General features: G+C 70.2%; 17 protein-coding genes and 2 tRNA genes. 16 read left to right on the top strand and 3 right to left on the bottom strand.

Features of this window, described 5'->3' with window-relative positions; genetic code table 11:
* Nucleotides 1–6: 6 nt before the first annotated feature.
* From D7Y04_RS13265 to D7Y04_RS13295, 7 genes are all read left to right on the top strand, one after another.
* On the top strand, nt 7–843 hold the full coding sequence (locus D7Y04_RS13265) for an alpha/beta hydrolase (RefSeq protein ID WP_120579804.1): 837 nt from the start codon (nt 7–9) through the stop codon (nt 841–843).
* A 53-nt stretch (nt 844–896) separates the two neighbouring features.
* Entirely contained in the window at nt 897–1,238 is a 342-nt protein-coding gene (gene bacN / locus D7Y04_RS13270; RefSeq protein WP_120537550.1) for a bactofilin BacN, read from the top strand.
* A gap of 63 nt (nt 1,239–1,301) precedes the next feature.
* Nucleotides 1,302–1,625 carry a polymer-forming cytoskeletal protein gene (locus tag D7Y04_RS13275; RefSeq protein WP_014397641.1) on the top strand — a complete coding sequence of 108 codons (324 nt, stop codon included), beginning with the start codon at nt 1,302–1,304 and terminating at the stop codon, nt 1,623–1,625.
* Between the two features lie 3 nt (nt 1,626–1,628).
* Nucleotides 1,629–2,336 carry a polymer-forming cytoskeletal protein gene (locus D7Y04_RS13280; RefSeq protein ID WP_121759564.1) on the top strand — a complete coding sequence of 236 codons (708 nt, stop codon included), beginning with the start codon at nt 1,629–1,631 and terminating at the stop codon, nt 2,334–2,336.
* A 124-nt stretch (nt 2,337–2,460) separates the two neighbouring features.
* Nucleotides 2,461–3,723 carry a ParB N-terminal domain-containing protein gene (locus tag D7Y04_RS13285; RefSeq protein WP_233601393.1) on the top strand — a complete coding sequence of 421 codons (1,263 nt, stop codon included), beginning with the start codon at nt 2,461–2,463 and terminating at the stop codon, nt 3,721–3,723.
* Between the two features lie 3 nt (nt 3,724–3,726).
* On the top strand, nt 3,727–4,302 hold the full coding sequence (gene pyrE, locus D7Y04_RS13290) for an orotate phosphoribosyltransferase (protein WP_120581549.1): 576 nt from the start codon (nt 3,727–3,729) through the stop codon (nt 4,300–4,302).
* Nucleotides 4,299–4,928 carry a hypothetical protein gene (locus tag D7Y04_RS13295; protein WP_121759566.1) on the top strand — a complete coding sequence of 210 codons (630 nt, stop codon included), beginning with the start codon at nt 4,299–4,301 and terminating at the stop codon, nt 4,926–4,928. The genes pyrE and D7Y04_RS13295 overlap by 4 nt, the downstream gene beginning before the upstream one ends.
* A gap of 17 nt (nt 4,929–4,945) precedes the next feature.
* On the opposite strand, the gene D7Y04_RS13300 is transcribed toward D7Y04_RS13295, so the two are convergent.
* From D7Y04_RS13300 to nadB, 3 genes are read right to left on the bottom strand one after another with little or no spacing between them, the layout of a single operon-like run.
* A complete protein-coding gene (locus D7Y04_RS13300) occupies nt 4,946–5,548 on the bottom strand; it encodes a TIGR00730 family Rossman fold protein (RefSeq protein ID WP_121759567.1) in 603 nt (200 codons plus the stop codon).
* 2 nt (nt 5,549–5,550) lie between these two features.
* On the bottom strand, nt 5,551–6,315 hold the full coding sequence (locus tag D7Y04_RS13305; protein ID WP_199749659.1) for a rhomboid family intramembrane serine protease: 765 nt from the start codon (nt 6,313–6,315) through the stop codon (nt 5,551–5,553).
* A gap of 6 nt (nt 6,316–6,321) precedes the next feature.
* Nucleotides 6,322–7,908: an L-aspartate oxidase gene (gene nadB, locus D7Y04_RS13310; RefSeq protein WP_120595235.1), complete on the bottom strand. Its 1,587-nt coding sequence runs from the start codon at nt 7,906–7,908 to the stop codon at nt 6,322–6,324.
* Nucleotides 7,909–7,997: 89 nt separating this feature from the next.
* Between nadB and D7Y04_RS13315 the strand changes: the two genes are divergently transcribed.
* From D7Y04_RS13315 to D7Y04_RS13355, 9 genes are all read left to right on the top strand, one after another.
* Nucleotides 7,998–8,687 (top strand): transglycosylase SLT domain-containing protein, encoded by a 690-nt coding sequence (locus D7Y04_RS13315; RefSeq protein ID WP_120576663.1) that lies wholly within the window; start codon nt 7,998–8,000, stop codon nt 8,685–8,687.
* Entirely contained in the window at nt 8,644–10,404 is a 1,761-nt protein-coding gene (locus D7Y04_RS13320) for a tetratricopeptide repeat protein (RefSeq protein WP_121759568.1), read from the top strand. Before D7Y04_RS13315 ends, D7Y04_RS13320 begins: the two co-directional genes overlap by 44 nt.
* Nucleotides 10,405–10,415: 11 nt before the next feature.
* A complete protein-coding gene (pgsA, locus tag D7Y04_RS13325; protein ID WP_014397631.1) occupies nt 10,416–11,105 on the top strand; it encodes a CDP-diacylglycerol--glycerol-3-phosphate 3-phosphatidyltransferase in 690 nt (229 codons plus the stop codon).
* Between the two features lie 85 nt (nt 11,106–11,190).
* Nucleotides 11,191–11,265 (top strand) — tRNA-Gly (locus D7Y04_RS13330).
* Nucleotides 11,266–11,295: 30 nt separating this feature from the next.
* Nucleotides 11,296–11,370: transfer RNA gene (locus tag D7Y04_RS13335), tRNA-Gly, on the top strand.
* Nucleotides 11,371–11,525: 155 nt separating this feature from the next.
* Nucleotides 11,526–12,305 carry an ABC transporter permease gene (locus tag D7Y04_RS13340; protein ID WP_120576666.1) on the top strand — a complete coding sequence of 260 codons (780 nt, stop codon included), beginning with the start codon at nt 11,526–11,528 and terminating at the stop codon, nt 12,303–12,305.
* Nucleotides 12,302–13,612 (top strand): ABC transporter ATP-binding protein, encoded by a 1,311-nt coding sequence (locus D7Y04_RS13345; RefSeq protein WP_121759569.1) that lies wholly within the window; start codon nt 12,302–12,304, stop codon nt 13,610–13,612. The genes D7Y04_RS13340 and D7Y04_RS13345 overlap by 4 nt, the downstream gene beginning before the upstream one ends.
* A 50-nt stretch (nt 13,613–13,662) precedes the next feature.
* Nucleotides 13,663–14,460: a glycosyltransferase family 2 protein gene (locus tag D7Y04_RS13350; RefSeq protein ID WP_233601394.1), complete on the top strand. Its 798-nt coding sequence runs from the start codon at nt 13,663–13,665 to the stop codon at nt 14,458–14,460.
* Nucleotides 14,457–15,878 carry a glycosyltransferase family 2 protein gene (locus tag D7Y04_RS13355; RefSeq protein ID WP_121759571.1) on the top strand — a complete coding sequence of 474 codons (1,422 nt, stop codon included), beginning with the start codon at nt 14,457–14,459 and terminating at the stop codon, nt 15,876–15,878. Before D7Y04_RS13350 ends, D7Y04_RS13355 begins: the two co-directional genes overlap by 4 nt.
* Nucleotides 15,879–15,880: the final 2 nt, after the last annotated feature.

Genomic DNA, 15,880 nt, shown 5'->3' on the forward strand with positions numbered 1-15,880 from the left:
GGGCTCATGGCCCGCCACGACGAAGGCTTCTTCACCGGGAAGGACAACACCCGGCTGTTCTGGACGCTCGACCTGCCGGACGCGGCTCCGCGCGCGCACGTCGCCATCGTCCATGGCTACGGCGACCACATCGGTCGCTACCGGCCCGTCATCGACGCGCTGGTGCAGGACGGCTTCGCCGTGCACGGCTTCGACTACCGGGGCCACGGCCGCGCGGATGGCCGGCGCGCCTACGCCGCGAAGTGGACCGAGTTCCTCGACGACCTGGACGGCTTCTGGCAGCGCGTGCGCAAGGCCGCGGGCAACGAGAAGATCTTCCTGCTCGCCCACAGCCACGGCGGCCTGATGGCCGCGCACGCCCTGACCGGGAGACTGGAAGGCCTCTCCGGCGCCATCCTCTCCGCGCCCTACCTCAAGCTGGCCATCAGCCCGCCGGCCGCGAAGGTGCTCGCCGCGCGCATGGTGGGCACCCTGGTGCCGTGGATGAAGGTCCCCTCGGGCCTGGCCCCGGAGATGCTCAGCACCGACCCGGACATCCAGAAGGCAGTCGGAGCGGACCCGCTCTACGTTCCCTTCGCCACGCCCCGCTGGTTCGTGGAGTCCACGGCCGCCCAGGCGCAGACGCTCGGGCTGGCGCCGAAGATTCAAGTGCCGCTGTTCGTGCTGTGTGGCCAGGAGGACGGGGTCGCGCTGCCGGCGGCGGCGCGGGCCTTCTTCGAGGCTGCGGGGACGGCGGACAAGAAGTTCAAGGAGTACCCCGGCATGCGGCACGAGCCGCTCAACGAGCGGGACCGCGCGACGGTGTTCCAGGACATCTCCGGCTGGATCTCCGCGCATCTCTGACATAATCAGGTCGCCCCGCTCCCGACGGAGCAGGCGCTGGCGAGGATCACCTCATGGCACAGGGTGAAACGGGCATCATTGGCAAGGGCATCGTCATCAGGGGCAACCTCACGGGCGGAGGGGACCTGGTCATCGAAGGACGCGTGGAGGGGCAGATCGCCCTGAAGAACCACCTCACCATCGAAGGCACCGGCAAGGTGCAGGCGGACATCCGCGCCGAGGAACTGACCATCAACGGCGAGGCGAGCGGCAACATCGACGCCTCCACGCGCGTGGCCATCAACGCCTCGGCGAAGGTGGCGGGCGACATCAAGGCCCCGCGGGTCGTCATCGAGGATGGTGCCGTGTTCAACGGCTCCATCGAGATGGACGTGAAGTTGCCGGACGACATCTAGCATCCACCGGGGACCGACCCACGGCCCCCCAGGCGCACAGCTTCGAGAAGGCGGACAACACTCATGGCGAATACGATCATTGGCTCGAGCATCGTCATCGACGGGGAGATTTCCGGGGACGAGGACCTGGTCATCCAGGGCACCGTGAAGGGGAAGATCTCCCTCAAGGAGAGCCTCTACGTGGAGGGCTCGGGCGTCGTCGAGGCGGACATCGAGACGCAGAACGTGGAGATCGCCGGCCGCGTGACGGGCAACATCGCCGCCACCGACAAGGTCGAGCTGAAGACGGACTGCCGCGTGGTGGGCGACATCAAGGCCCCGCGCATCCTCATCGCCGACGGTGCCTCCTTCAAGGGCAACGTCGACATGGACATGAAGGAGCGCTGATCCGTGGCGACCGCGAAGGATCTTGCAGGCAACTCCGTCGACAACACCGTGGTGGGGCCTTCCATCCTCATCAGCGGTCGGCTCACGGGTGACGAGGACCTCACGGTCCGCGGGCGCGTCGAGGGTGAACTCACCCTCAGCCGCACCCTCATCGTGGAGCCGTCCGGCGTGGTGAAGGCCAACGTGGCGGTGAGAAACGCCATCGTCAGCGGCGTGGTGGTGGGCAACATCAACGCCACGGAGAGCGTGGAGCTCACCCGCGAAGGCCGCATGGTGGGCGACATCCGCGCCCCCCGCGTCATCATCGTGGACGGGGCCAGCTTCCGCGGCCGCGTGGACATGGGAGACGTGGAACCGGGCCGGCTGCCGTCCGAACGCCCCGCCGTGGCCCGTCCCCAGGCGGTGACGCGTCCCACGGTGCGTCCGGGCGCCACCCCGCCGCGTCCTCCGACGCCGCCGGCCGCTCCGCCGCGCGCCGCCCCGCCCCCGCCTCCCGCGCGCACGCAGCCCGCGTCGGCGCCGGCCACCGTCGTGGCCCGTCCGTCGGCCAAGCCGCTGCCGCCGCCCCCTCCGCCCGCCGCGACCACGACCCGGGCTCCGGAGCCTCCGCGTCCGGCAGTCACTGAGCAGGCGAGCAGTGCCGGCGCGCCCCTTTCCCGCGTGATGGGTGCTGGCGCGAAGAAGAAGGTCGTGGTGAAGAAGTCCCGTTAGAGCCCGCCCGCCGCGCCGTCGTTTCCGGCGGCGCGGGGGTGGAACAACCGGGGGTGCCACCATGGACGCCGAGCACAGGGCCGAGGGACAGGAAGGGATGCCGGGCACACCTGGAGAGAATTCGATGCCGTCCCAGCAGGAGGGAGCGGCTGACGCGTCCGCGCCGAAGCAAGGCGAGGGCGCGAGTGGAGACGTGACGCCGGAAGGTGCCCCCCAGGCCGAAGCGGGTGGGGCGCAGACCGACGTGCCTGAAGAGAGTGGGCAGGCCTCCGTGAGCGCGACCGAGGCCAGCACGGCCGCCGGAGCCTCCAGTGAGCCGGAGACACGCACCGAGGGCGGCGAGTCGCCGGGCCGCACCGGCGAAGAGACTCCCGCCGGGGACGCCGCGACGTCGGGTGGAGCATCCGCCCACGCTGGCGAACCGGAAGGCTCCGGGGCGACCGTGCAGGGCGAGGGCACCAGCACCCCGGCGGACGCGGAGGCCTCTTCGGGCCCTGGCCGCTACGTGGAGCTATCCTCGGGCGAGAGCGTCCAGGACGCCTCCGCCACGGGCAGCGACGGTGGCGGCGAGGCGAAGGACATGGTGGCGGAGCCGAGCTCCGGTCCGGTGTCGGGCGCGGATGACGCGCTGCTGAGCGCCGGCATCTGGGACGTGGCGAGCCGTGCGAGCCAGGAGGACGCGGGCTCCATGGGCTCCGGAGACGGTTCGGAACACAGCGCCAACGACGGCGCGGCGACTTCGGATGGGGAGCCCCACGCGCAGGCCATCGAGCCACGCGTGATGGGACAGGTGACGGCGATGGTGCTGCCGCTGGAGCGACTGGAGGAGGACACCACCTTCCGCCTGCGGGACGAGGGCGACGTGTCCGAGCTGGCGACGGACCTGGCGCGACTGGGCCAGCTGTTCCCGGTGGACGTGCGCCCGCGCGGCGAGGAGCGCTACCAGCTCATCTGCGGCTTCCGGCGCGTGGCGGCGCTGCGCTTCCTCAAGCGCGACCAGCTCCAGGTGCGCGTGCACGAGGAGCTGTCCGACGAGGACGCGCTCCTGTTGTCCCTGGCGGAGGCCATCCACGCCTCGCCGGTGGAGCACGACGTGCTGGAGGCCAAGCGCGAGTCGCTGGAGGCCGAAGGCCGGCTGACCGCGCCGGTGCGCGACATGCTGGAGAAGGCGCTCGCCACCGAAGAGACGCTGGCTCCGGAGGGCGTCGAGGAGGAAATCGACGCGGACGAGCTGGCGGTGGACGTCGCGCAGCGCATGGGCGCCCTCAACCAGGACTTGTCGCTGCTCGCGGACGTGTTCGCGGCGCTGGACGAATCGCGCAAGGCGGAGCTGCTGATGCAGCTGCGCTACTCGGCGCAGCTGGTGGCGTACCTGGAGGGTCTGTAGGCCATGGCGGAAACGCTCGAACGCGACCGCGCCCGGCTCCTGGAGGTGCTCACGCAGCGCTCCTTCGAGCGCAGGCGCGTGGTGCTCTCCTCCGGCAAGGAGTCGGACTTCTACATCGACTGCAAGCGCACGGCGCTGCTCGCCGAGGGCCACTACCTCATCGGCCGGCTGCTCCTGGAGGCCATCCGGCGCGACGCTCCGTCGGCGGTGGCCGCGGGCGGTCTGACGCTGGGCGCGGATCCGCTCGCGTCGGCGGTGAGCCTGACCAGCTTCCTGGAGGGCGGCGGCCAGAAGCCCCTGCACGCGTTCATCGTGCGCAAGGAGCCCAAGGGCCACGGCACCGGCCAGTGGATTGAAGGCCTGTCCGCGCTGAGCCCCGGCGCCCCGGTGGCCATCGTGGAGGACGTGGTGACGACGGGCGCGTCCACGATCAAGGCGATTGAGCGCGCGAAGCTGGAGGGCCTGACGGTGCTGGGCGCCTTCGCACTGGTGGATCGGCTGGAGGGCGGACGCGAAGCCGTGGAGTCCGCCGGCCACCGCCTCACCACGCTGTTCACGCGCAAGGACTTCATCCCGTGAGAAGGCTGCTGTTGGCCGCGGTGCTGCTGGTCGTGCTGGGCGGCTGCTCCACCTCGCCCCCCATCGTCGGAGAGCCCGCGCCCACGCTGGATGACCCCAAGCAGGAGTCCGCCTACATGGCGGTGTTGGACCGCTACTCGGACCGCAAGGAGATCTACGACGGCTTCGACACGCGCGTCTTCGCGGGGGCCACGTTCCAGACGCCTGCGTTCCGCGAGGCCCGCATCCACCGCCGAGCCATCTTCCAGACGCTGCCCGCGGCGAAGGTGGAGCAGCTGCTGGCGGAGGAACAGGCCGAAGCGGCGAAGTTCTACGAGTTCTTCCTGGCGGTGCACGTCAACGACTACCGCTACGACGACTTCGCCCACCGCAACAGCATCTGGCGGATCGCGCTGGTGACGCCCGCGGGCGAAATCACGCCCATGGAGATCCGCCGCCTGGGCCGGGCGGACCTCAACGTGCGCGCCTACTACCCCTACGCCAGCCTCTTCTGGGTGGGCTACCGCGTGCGCTTCCCCAAGACCTTCACCGACGGCCAGCCCGTCATCCCCGAGGGCACCGAGCAGGTGATGCTCCGCGTCGCCTCGTCGTTGGGGAACGCGGAGCTGAAGGTCCACGCGCGCTGACCGCGGCGGGACGGCCTTCAGGTCTGCTGGCCGTCCTTCAGCCACTTCGACGTGAGCGGCATCGTGGGCCCCGCGAGCAGGCGGTCCAGGAGCGCGTCCGGCGAGGCATTCACCGCGAAGGGCACGCCCTGCGTCTCCGGGACGAAGCCCGCCTCCACCATCTGCTTCGCCATCGCGAGCAGCGGCTGGAAGAAGCCGTCCACGTCCAGCAGGCCCATGGGCTTCCGGTGCAGGCCCAGCTGCGCCCAGGTGACGATTTCGAAGAGCTCGTCCAGCGTGCCGAAGCCGCCGGGCAGGGCGACGAAGGCGTCCGAGCGCTCGGCCATCATCGCCTTGCGCGAGTGCATGGAGTCCACCCGGTGCAGCTCCGTCAGCCGCGGGTGGGCCAGCTCCTTCGCGTCCATGAAGTGGGGGAGCACGCCCACGGTCTGGCCACCGTTGGCGATGACCGCGTCCGCCACCGCGCCCATCAACCCCACGCTGGCGCCGCCGTAGACGAGCGTCAGGCCCCGCTTCGCCAGCGCGGCCCCCATCCTGGAAGCGGCCTCGCGGTACTCGGCGCGCACGCCGGAGCGCGAGCCACAGAAGACGCAGACGCTGCGAACGGTGGGTTCAGCCATCGTCAAAAGCCTCCAAGGCGCCCGGGATGGGCGGCGACCACGGCCAGCGCCGCGGCGATGAACAGCAGGACGGGGATGGCGCGCGCGTAGACCTTCGGGCCCATGCGCAGCGCCATGCCGCACGGCAGGCCGAAGACGAAGCCGCCCAGGTGCCCCGCCCAGCTCACCCCGGGCAGCAGGCTGATGACCGCCACCTGCACGAGCCAGAACATGTGATCCCGGCGGCCCTGCTGGTTGAGGATGGGCAGCATCGCGCCGCCCCAGCCGAGGATCATTCCGGACGCGCCCACCGTCACGATGTCGAAGTTGAAGAAGAGCGCGAACGCGGAGCCGCCCAGCGCGGTGACGAGCGACAGCCCCAGGAACCTCAGGCTTCCGATGCCACGCTCCAGCGACGCGCCCAGCGAATAGACGGCGAGCATGTTGAAGAGCAGGTGCATCGCGCCGCCGTGCTCGAACACCATGCCGAGCAGGCGCCAGTACTCGCCCGCCTGGACCCACGGCCCGTAGAGCGCCAGCGGCCCCACGATGCCGTAGTTCGTCCCGTCGATGATCAGCGGCCGGCCCAGGGACCGACTGAGGACGAACATCCCCACCGCGCCCGCGATGATGGCGAAGCTGACGTAGGGCGTGCGCAGCGCGGGCCGGGGCTGCTGGGGGCCCGGGGGCGGTCCGTCCCCGCCCTGTCCACGTGGCGCGTTGTCCTTCTCGTCTCCCAGCCCGGAGGGGCCGGGGAGGTCATCCAGCATGCGGCGCGGACGGGACATGGGTTCTCACAGCTCCCGTGAAAGGACGGTGTCGCGCGTGCCCTGGTGCTCGTCCGTGTGGGGGTAGTCCAGGGTGTAGTGCAGGCCCCGGCTCTCCTTGCGGCGGCTGGCGCAGTCCACGATGAGGTGCGCCACCTCCGCGATGTTGCGCAGCTCGATGACGTCGCGGGTGACCTTGAAGCGCCAGTAGTAGTCGCGGATCTCCTCGCGCAAGAGCTCCAGCCGCCTCCGTGCGCGCATCAGCCGCTTGTCCGTGCGGACGATGCCCACGTAGTTCCACATCAGCCGGCGGATCTCATCCCAGTTGTGGGTGACGACCACGCTCTCGTCGGAGTCCACCGCGCTGCCGGAGTCCCAGGCCGGAGGGTCCTCCTTCGGCAGCGTCAACGAGGACAGCTCCTCCGCCGCCACCTGCACCGCGCGGTGGCCGTACACCAGGCCCTCCAGCAGCGAGTTGGAGGCGAGCCGGTTCGCGCCGTGCAGGCCGGTGCAGGACACCTCGCCAATGGCGTAGAGGCCCGGGATGTTGGTGCGCCCGTGCAGGTCCGTCACCACGCCGCCGCACTGGTAGTGGGCCGCGGGCACCACGGGGATGGGCTGCACCGCCATGTCGATGTTGAAGGCCTTGCAGGTGGCGTAGATGTTGGGGAAGCGCTCGGTGAGGTACGCGCGGCCCAGGTGCGTCATGTCCAGGTAGACGCAGTCATTGCCCGTGCGCTTGAGCTCCGCGTCGATGGCTCGCGCCACCACGTCGCGCGGGGCCAGGTCCCGCATGGGGTGGTAGCGGTCCATGAACGTCTGGCCGCCCTTGAGCCGCAGCTTGCCGCCCTCGCCGCGCAGCGCTTCGCTGATCAGGAAGCTCTTGGCCTCCGGGTGGAAGAGGCACGTGGGGTGGAACTGGTAGAACTCCATGTTCGCCACGCGCGCGCCCGCGCGGTACGCCATGGCCACGCCGTCGCCCGTCGCGACGTCCGGGTTGGAGGTGTAGAGGTACACCTTGCCCGCGCCACCCGTGGCCAGCACCGTCACCTTGGAGAGGAAGCGCTCGATGGAGCCGTCCTCCATCAGTGCGTACGTGCCCAGGCACCGGCTGCCGGCCGGGGTGTGCGGACGCCGGTCCAGGATGAGGTCGATGGCGGCCGTGTTCTGGAAGAAGGTGATGTTGGGCTGCGCGTCGCACGCGGCCAGCAGCGCGCGCTGCACCTCGCGGCCGGTGATGTCACCCGCGTGGATGATCCGGCGGGCGGAGTGGCCACCTTCGCGCGTGAGGTCGAACTCGCCGCCGCGCTGGTCGAACGCCGCGCCCAGCGCCACCAGTTCCTTGAGACGCGCGGGCCCCTCCCGCACCGTCACCTCCACCGCGTCGCGGTGGCACAGGCCCGCGCCCGCCACGAGCGTGTCCTCGATGTGCGAATCGAAGGTGTCCGTGGGGGAAAGTACCCCGGCGATGCCCCCCTGGGCGTAGGCGGTGTTGCCTTCGCCGCGCTCGCGCTTGGTGAGCACGGCGACCGTGCCGTGCCGGGCCGCCTGGAGGGCGAACGACAGTCCGGCCACGCCGCCGCCCATGACCAGAAAATCAAACCGATGGGGCATGGCCAACAGCCTTAATGGCGGTAAGTGCTGGAAACAAGGCGTTTTCTTGAGGACTTTCCGGGTGTTGTCTAAGGTTTCGCACCGCCGCCATGCGTGTCCTGACCGCCCTCGTCGTCCTGTTGACCGCCGCCCTGCCGGCCGCTGCCTCGGACGGCATCTACAGCTACGTGGAGAAGGACGGCACCATCGTCTACACGAACGTGCCGCCTGGAGGCGCGCGCAAGGCCCGCAAGCTGTCCGGGACCTTCACGCCCGCGCCGGCCAAGTCCGCTCCCGTGCGGGGCCGTTCGCGGACGCCCACGGAGTTGGATCCGCACATCACCACCGCGGCGCTGCGCTACCGCATCCCGCCCGCGCTGGTGCGCGCCATCATGCACACGGAGAGCAACTTCAACCCGAACGCGCTCAGCCACAAGGGCGCCAGCGGGCTGATGCAGCTCATGCCGGGCACCGCGTCGGACATGTACGTGAAGGACATCTTCGACTCGAAGGAGAACATCGAGGGCGGCGTGCGCTACCTGCGCGTCCTGGCCAACATGTTCGACGGCGACATGGTGAAGATGGTCGCTGCCTACAACGCTGGGCCGGACGCGGTGAAGAAGTACGGAGGCCAGGTGCCGCCGTACGCCGAGACGCAGGATTACGTGCGCAAGGTCCTCCAGCTCTACCAACACTACAAGGAGCGCGAGCGGCTCGCCCAGGCCGAGGCCAGCAGCCGTGAGCCCACACCCGAGAATGACGACGCGCACGAAGGGGACGAAGCCGCCGGGCCCCGATGACGAGGAGTTCCTGCAGCAGCTCCATCGCGGGAGCGAGCTGCTGGGCGCCGGCAAGGTCACCGAAGCGAAGGACTTCCTGGAGCGTGCGCACCAGCTCCAGCCGCGCCATGAGAAGGCCCAGAACCTCCTGGGCCTGACGTATTTCAAGCTGGGCCTCTTCGACCGCGCCGCCGACCTGTACGAGATGCTCGTGCGGGACAACCCGGTGGACCCGACGCTGCGCGTGAACCTGGGGCTCGTCTACTTGAAGACGAACGCGCTCCAGCGCGCGGCGCGTGAATTCGAGACCGCCACCGACCTGGCTCCGGATCACAAGAAGGCCCACAACTACCTGGGCCTGACCTTCGCCCAGATGGGCGAGTACGGCCGCGCGCGCGAGCACTTCCTCCTGTCCGGCAGCGACGCCATGGCGGAGAAGATGTCGCGCGCCATCGCCGGGGAGGTCTACAGCCGTCCTCCCGCCGCCCCCATGCCGGCCCGTCCGCGCGAGGAGGAAGAGGAGACCGCCGCGCCGCCTGCGTCCAGCTCCGGCGAGAGTGACTGGGGTGCCCAGTTCGGTCTGGATGAGGCGCCGCGCAGTCCTCGCACCGCCGCCGCGCCGCCGCCCCAGGTCGCCGCGAAGCCGCCGGACGACGACATGCGCTTCGCGGAGGACGAGGGCCCTCCCGCTCCCACGGATGACCACGCCTTCACCTCGGGAGCCGCGATCCAGGTCCAGGAGGACGAGGACCCCAGCCTGGCTGCGGGCGAGAGCCTCTTTGACGAAGACGCGGAGCTCGCCGCCACCACGGACGCGGACACCTCCGGTGACGACGTCGAGGTCGCCGACGAGCTGCCCCCCACGCCGGTGTCGGAGGAGATCGAGGTCTCCGAGGAGCCGCCCGTCCTCGCGTCCGACCTGGAGTCGGAGCCCGGCGACGCCTTCGCGGAGACCTTCGCCGCGCTGGCCACGAGCGAGCAGCCCCCGGAGACCCGGCCTGCCGAGCCGCTCCAGCTGACCCGGTCCATCGGGTCGCTTCAGGTGACCCACTCCGCCGAACCGCCTTCCTCGCCTGATGCCGGAACGGGCGTGAGTCCGCCGGTGCTCACCGCGTGGGTGCCCTCGGTGGCGCTGCCGGGCGCGGTGCCGGGCCAGCCCTTCACCCAAGGTGCGTCCGCGATGGCGCTCGCGGTGGAAGGCGAGCTGCTCACGCGCCTGGAGGGGCTGATCGCCGTGCGCGGGCAGGTCACCTTCGAGCCGGAGATGAAGCGCTTCCGGGGTCGGGCCACGGACAAGCCCTTTGGCGAGGGCGACCAGTCCATGGTGCGCGCCCGGGGGCAGGGGACGCTGCACCTGGAGCCGGTGTCTGGGCGGCAGTGGGTGGCTGTCTCCCTGGACGACGAGTCCGTCTACCTGCGCGACGCGTGCGTCTTCGCCTTCGAGGAGCCCGTCGTCTTCGAGAACGGCCGCGTGCCGTCGGACCTGGCCCAGGACCTGGACCTGGTGCACCTGCGCGGGCAGGGGCGGGTGCTGCTCAGCCTGACGGGCCCGCTGCGCTCGGTGCCGGTGGCCATGGACCAGCCGGTGACGGTGCCCCTCACGCACCTGGTGGGCTGGGTGGGCAACCTCACGCCCCGCGTGGTGCCGCTCGTGACATCCGCTGCCGGGGAGACACTGAAGGCGGCGGTGGAACTGGGCGGTGAAGGATTTGCCCTCATCGCACTCGGGGTCCGGTAGAACGCGCGCCCATGGCCACCGAGCGAGCCCTCAGGAAGCAGCGCAAGCGCGAGGAGCGGGCCCGCCGCCGCGCGTCCCGCCGTCCCAGCATCCTGGTGCAGGAGTTCTGGAACCTGCCCAACATGCTGACGCTGGGGCGCATCCTCCTCATCCCCGTGTTCGTCTGGCTCACCTACGACGCGGACCCCCTGCACTCGCTGCTGGCCGGCCTGGTGTTCGCCGTGGCCGCCATCACCGACGTGATTGACGGCTACCTGGCGCGCCGCTGGAACCTCATCACCGTCGTCGGCAAGTTCATGGATCCGCTGGCGGACAAGCTCATCGCCATGGCCGCCCTGGTGATGATGGTGCGCCTGGGCCGCATCGCCGCCTGGGTCGTCATCGTGCTGCTGGCCCGCGAGTTCATCGTCACCGGCCTGCGCACCATCGCCGCCAGTGAAGGCATGGTCATCGCCGCGGGGCAGGAGGGGAAGTGGAAGACGTCCCTCCAACTGGTGGGGATCATCTCCCTGTGCGTCCACTACGTGCATCCGCTGGACGTGGGCTTCCGCGTTGTCACGGTGGACTACAACCAGGTGGGCAAGGTGCTGGTGTACCTGTCGGGTGCGTTCTCCGTGTGGAGCGCGGTCGTCTACTTTCGCGCGTTCCTCAACATGCTCGCCCGCCGGGGCAGCACGGATCCGGATGCGAAAAGTGTTTGACGTGTCCGAAGGGCCTCTGTATATCGCACCCCACCTCCGGCGCGGCACCGACCGGCGGGTGGCGAGTAACACAGCGGTACCTGATGCGGGAATAGCTCAGCGGTAGAGCATCGCCTTGCCAAGGCGAGGGTCGAGGGTTCAAATCCCTTTTCCCGCTCCAAGCGAAGTACGCAGCACTGCAGTACCTGATGCGGGAATAGCTCAGCGGTAGAGCATCGCCTTGCCAAGGCGAGGGTCGAGGGTTCAAATCCCTTTTCCCGCTCCAATCAAAGGCCCTCTGGGAAACCAGGGGGCCTTTTTCTTTTCCAAGATGGCCTCTCCGAGGGCGCGCGAGGGCTGCCGGCCAGACGGGCTTTCGCGTGGATGGCTGGAGTCCCATGCCTGACACCTTCCGGGGGCATGAGGTATGGATGGCGCCGCATGCTTCGCAACCTCCGTGAGCTCTACCAGTACCGGGGCCTCCTGCTCAGCCTGACCCAGCGCGAGCTGAAGGCGCGGTACCGGAACTCGGTGCTCGGCTTCTTCTGGACGTTCCTCAACCCGATGCTCCAGATGGGCGTCTACTCGCTGCTCTTCACCGTCTACATGCGGCAGAAGATCCCCGGGTACACGTTCTTCGTCTTCATCGGTCTGCTCCCATGGATCTGGTTCTCCACGTCGCTGGGGACCGGGGCCAGCGCCATCAGTGACCGGCGCGATCTGCTCACCAAGGTGCGCTTCCCCGCGCAGGTGCTGCCGGCCACGGTGGTGGTGACCAACCTGTGCAACTACGTGTTGTCCCTGCCGCTGATGGTCGCGCTGGGGCTGCTGCTGGGCTACGTGCCCAGCTGGCACGTGGTGGCGTTCCCCGTGGTGCTGCTCACGCAGCTGTGCATGACGGTGGCGCTGGTCTACATCGTGTCCGCGCTCAACGTGACGTTCCGGGACCTGCAGCAGATCATCGCCAACCTGCTGACGATGTGGTTCTTCGTCACGCCGGTGTTCTACCGGGTGGACTCGCTGCCGGAGGCGGCCCGGGGGCCGATCGTGCTGCTCAACCCCATGGCGGTGATGGTGACGTCGTACCAGGCCATCTTCTACGAACACCAGCTGCCGCAGCCCGGCCCGCTCCTGATGTGGATGGGCATCTCCGCTGCGCTGCTGTGGGTGGCGGCGGGCATCTTCGAGCGCCGTCGCGAGGACTTCGCGGAGTTCATATGACCACCGCCATTGCGTCTCCGGACGCCATCGTGCTCCGCAACGTGGTGAAGAGCTTCCGGAAGAGCACCATCCGGCGCGAGTACACCACCATCAAGTCGGAGCTCATCCGCCTCCTGCGTGGCCAGCGCGACACGGACGGCAAGTCCATGATCGAAGCGCTCCGGGGCATTGACCTGGTGGTGCCCCGCGGCAAGACGGTGGGCATCATCGGGCGCAACGGCTCCGGCAAGAGCACGCTGCTCAAGCTCATCTCCGGCATCTACACGCCGACCACGGGCACCATCGACATCAACGGGCGCATCAGCGCGCTGTTGGACCTGGGCGCGGGCTTCCACCCGGACTTCTCCGGCCGGGAGAACATCCTCATCAACGGCATCATCCTGGGGATGTCGCGCGCGGAGGTGAAGGAGCGGATGGAGGAGATCATCTCCTTCAGCGAGCTGGGCGACTTCATCGACGAGCCGGTGCGCACCTACTCCAGCGGCATGTACATGCGTCTGGCGTTCTCCGTGGCCACGCACGTGGATCCGGACATCCTCATCATCGACGAGATCCTCGCCGTCGGTGACGAGCACTTCGGCAAGAAGAGCCTGGCGAAGATGACGGAGTTCAAGCGGGCCGGGAAGACCATCGTCATCGTCACCCACGACCTGGGGACGCTGGAGCGCTGGTGCGACCTGGGCGCGTGGATCGACGCCGGGCGCATCCGCGAGTTCGGTCCGCCCGCGGACGTCATCCGCAGCTACCGTCGCGCGGTGGCGCTGGCGGAGGAGCGCGGCATGTCCATGGAGGCGCCCGCGCTGGCGTCGGACGGCGGTGCGCTGCCGTCGCTGGCGGCGCCCCAGGCCGAACCGTCTCCGCTGACCGTGGACGCGGTGCGGCTGCTGGGCCGGGACGGCGCGGCGGTGGAGTTCGTGGACACCGAGGACGGCCTGGAGCTGAGCGTGGCGTACACCGCGCGCACGCCCGCGCCGGAGCTGGGCCTGGGGCTGGAGCTCTCCCGGGCGGACGGGGTGCTGGTGCACGCCACGGACACGTTCGCGGAGGATGTTTCCTTCTGCGCGGCGGCGGCCGGCAGCGGGACGGTGCGCTTCGTGGTGGACCGGCTGGGCCTCACCGCGGGGCGCTACGCGTTCACGGTGGTGGTGCGCGACCGGGCAGGGCAGGTGCGGGAGAAGCGCGAGGCGGCGTGCTCCTTCGAGGTGCGCTCCAGCGTGCGGGACGGAGGCCTGACGCGGCCTCCGCACCGGTGGATCGTGGAGGGCGTCGCGGCTCGCGTGGCGCCAGTGCGAGACGTCGGCTCGTGAGCGGCCCTGCTTCGGCGAATGGGGGGGGGCCGGGCATCTGGCTGGGCATCGTGCTTTACCGGAACCCGGAGCGGGAGCTGGAGCGACTGTGGGAGTCGCTCCGGTGGAACCGAGAGGTCCCGGGTGCACCCGCGTTCCGGGTCGTCTGGATGGACAACTCGCCGGACGACACGCTGCGCTCGCGGGTGGCGCGGCTGGACGCGGACGCGGACTACCGTCACGCCGGCAGGAACCTGGGCTTCGGGGCCGCGCACAACCGGCTGATGACGGAGGCCTTCGGTTCGGGCGGGGCGCGGTACTACGTCTGCGTGAACCCGGACGGGCTCCTGCATCCGGACTGCGTGCGGGAGCTGGCGCGGGTGGCGGATCAGCGGGCGGACACGGGGCTGGTGGAGGCCCGGCTGTTCCCGGACGAGCACCCCAAGCCGTACCATCCGGCGACGGGCGAGACGCCCTGGTGCAGCGGCTGCGTGCTGCTCGTGACGAAGAAGTTGCACGCGACGGTGGGCGGCTTCGACGAGCGCTTCTTCATGTACTGCGAGGATGTGGACCTGTCGTGGCGGGCGAGGGCCTCCGGGCTGTCCATCCGGGTGGCGCCCTCCGCGCTGGTGCACCACTACACCGTCACCCGGGAGGAGAGCCCGGTGCGCGAGCGGATGGTCCGCCGCAGCGCGGTCCTGCTCGGGGCGAAGTACGGTGACGCGGCCTTCACGAACGCCCGCATGCGGGAGTACGCGCAGCTGGGCGGCGAGCCATTCCAGACGCCCGACATCCTCAAGCCCGGGCGGCGGCTCGCGGGCATCGCGGACTTCAGGCACCATCTGGAGTTCGCTCGGAGGCGCTGGTGAACGCTCTGTCCGAAGAGGCGCCTCCGTCCGTCGCGTCCGCGCGGTGGATGGAGCTGGTGCTGTCGCGTGCGCACGCGGGCGCGGCGGTGTGCCTGGTCGGCGCGTCGCCTGCGCTGGCGGAGGCTCTGCGGGCTCGGGGCGGCTCCGTGCGGGAGCTGCCGGGGCCGGAGTGGAAGCGGGGCAAGGGTCCCGCGCCGACGCTCGTGGTGCTGGAGGGCGACGCGGTCGAGCGGTTGCTGGAGGAAGGGCTGGAGGCGCTGCGGCGCGAGGCACCGGGGGCGGAGCTGGTGTTCAGCTTGCGCAACGCCGGTTCGGCGCGGGCGCTGATGGGCGCGCTGACGGGTGACGCGCCGGTGCGCGCGGGGCTCTCCGAACAGCGGATGCTGCGGCTGCTGGCCGAAGCCGGCTACCGCGTGGCGCACCGTGAGGTGGTGCCGTGCGCGTCCGGGGGCACGGCGCTGGCGGAGGACACCGCGCAGGCGCTGCGGGCGCTGCTGGCCCAGCTGTCGCCGTCCACGCAGGTGGAGGAGGGGCTCTACGTCGCGGTGCCGGACGGGCCCGTGCGCGCGCCGGTAGCGGGACTGCTCAGCGTCGTCGTCACGGTGGAGCCGGGGACTCGGGACGCGGCGCTCGACGAGGCTCTCTTCGCGCTGGCCTGTCAGGAGCAGCAGCCGCTGGAGCTCCTGCTCGCGGCGCCCGAGGGCGTGGACCTGTCCGCCGCGGAGGCGGCGCTGGAGCGCTACGGCAGACTGGGGTCGTTCCAGGCTCGCACCGTGCGCGCGCCCTCGGGGGCTCTGTACGCGGAGGCCGTGCGCGAGGCCCGGGGACAGTACCTGGCGTTCGTGGATGCTCGGTGCGTGGTGTACCCGCGTCACTTCGTGGAGTTGGTGCGCGCGCTCCAGACGGGCCGTGAGGCCTGGGCGTTGGCGCGGGCGTTCCGCACCGAGTGGGCGTCCGGTGAGGGGACTCCGCCGTACGTGCGCGCGAAGGTGCCTTTCCCGCTGGGTGAGCGGCTGGAGGTGGAGCACCTGGTGATCCACCCGGAACTCGTCCACGCGATGGTGATTGACCGGAGTCGCATCGGGCCCTTCCCGGTGGCGATGGAGTCGGGACTTGGGGACCTGCCGGCGCGGCTGGGGGCGCTGTTTCCACCGGTGTTCCTGGGCGGTATCGCCTCGTGTGAGGTACGCGGTCCGCGCGAGCCGCCGTCCGTCGCCGTGGCTCCGGGGACCTGGCTGGTGCGCCCGCTGGATGCCTGGGTGGACGTCGTGGCGCGGATCCGCGAAGAGACGCTCCAGGCCAGGGAGTTCCGCCACCGGGTGGTGGACATGCTGAATGCCCGCGTCCACGGCATCCCCTGGGTCCACGGTACGCTCAAGGCCCTGGCGAATCGGCTCAAATCCGGCAGCGGGCGCTGAGA

This window comes from Corallococcus sp. AB038B (assembly GCF_003668955.1).
Classification (GTDB): domain Bacteria; phylum Myxococcota; class Myxococcia; order Myxococcales; family Myxococcaceae; genus Corallococcus; species Corallococcus exiguus.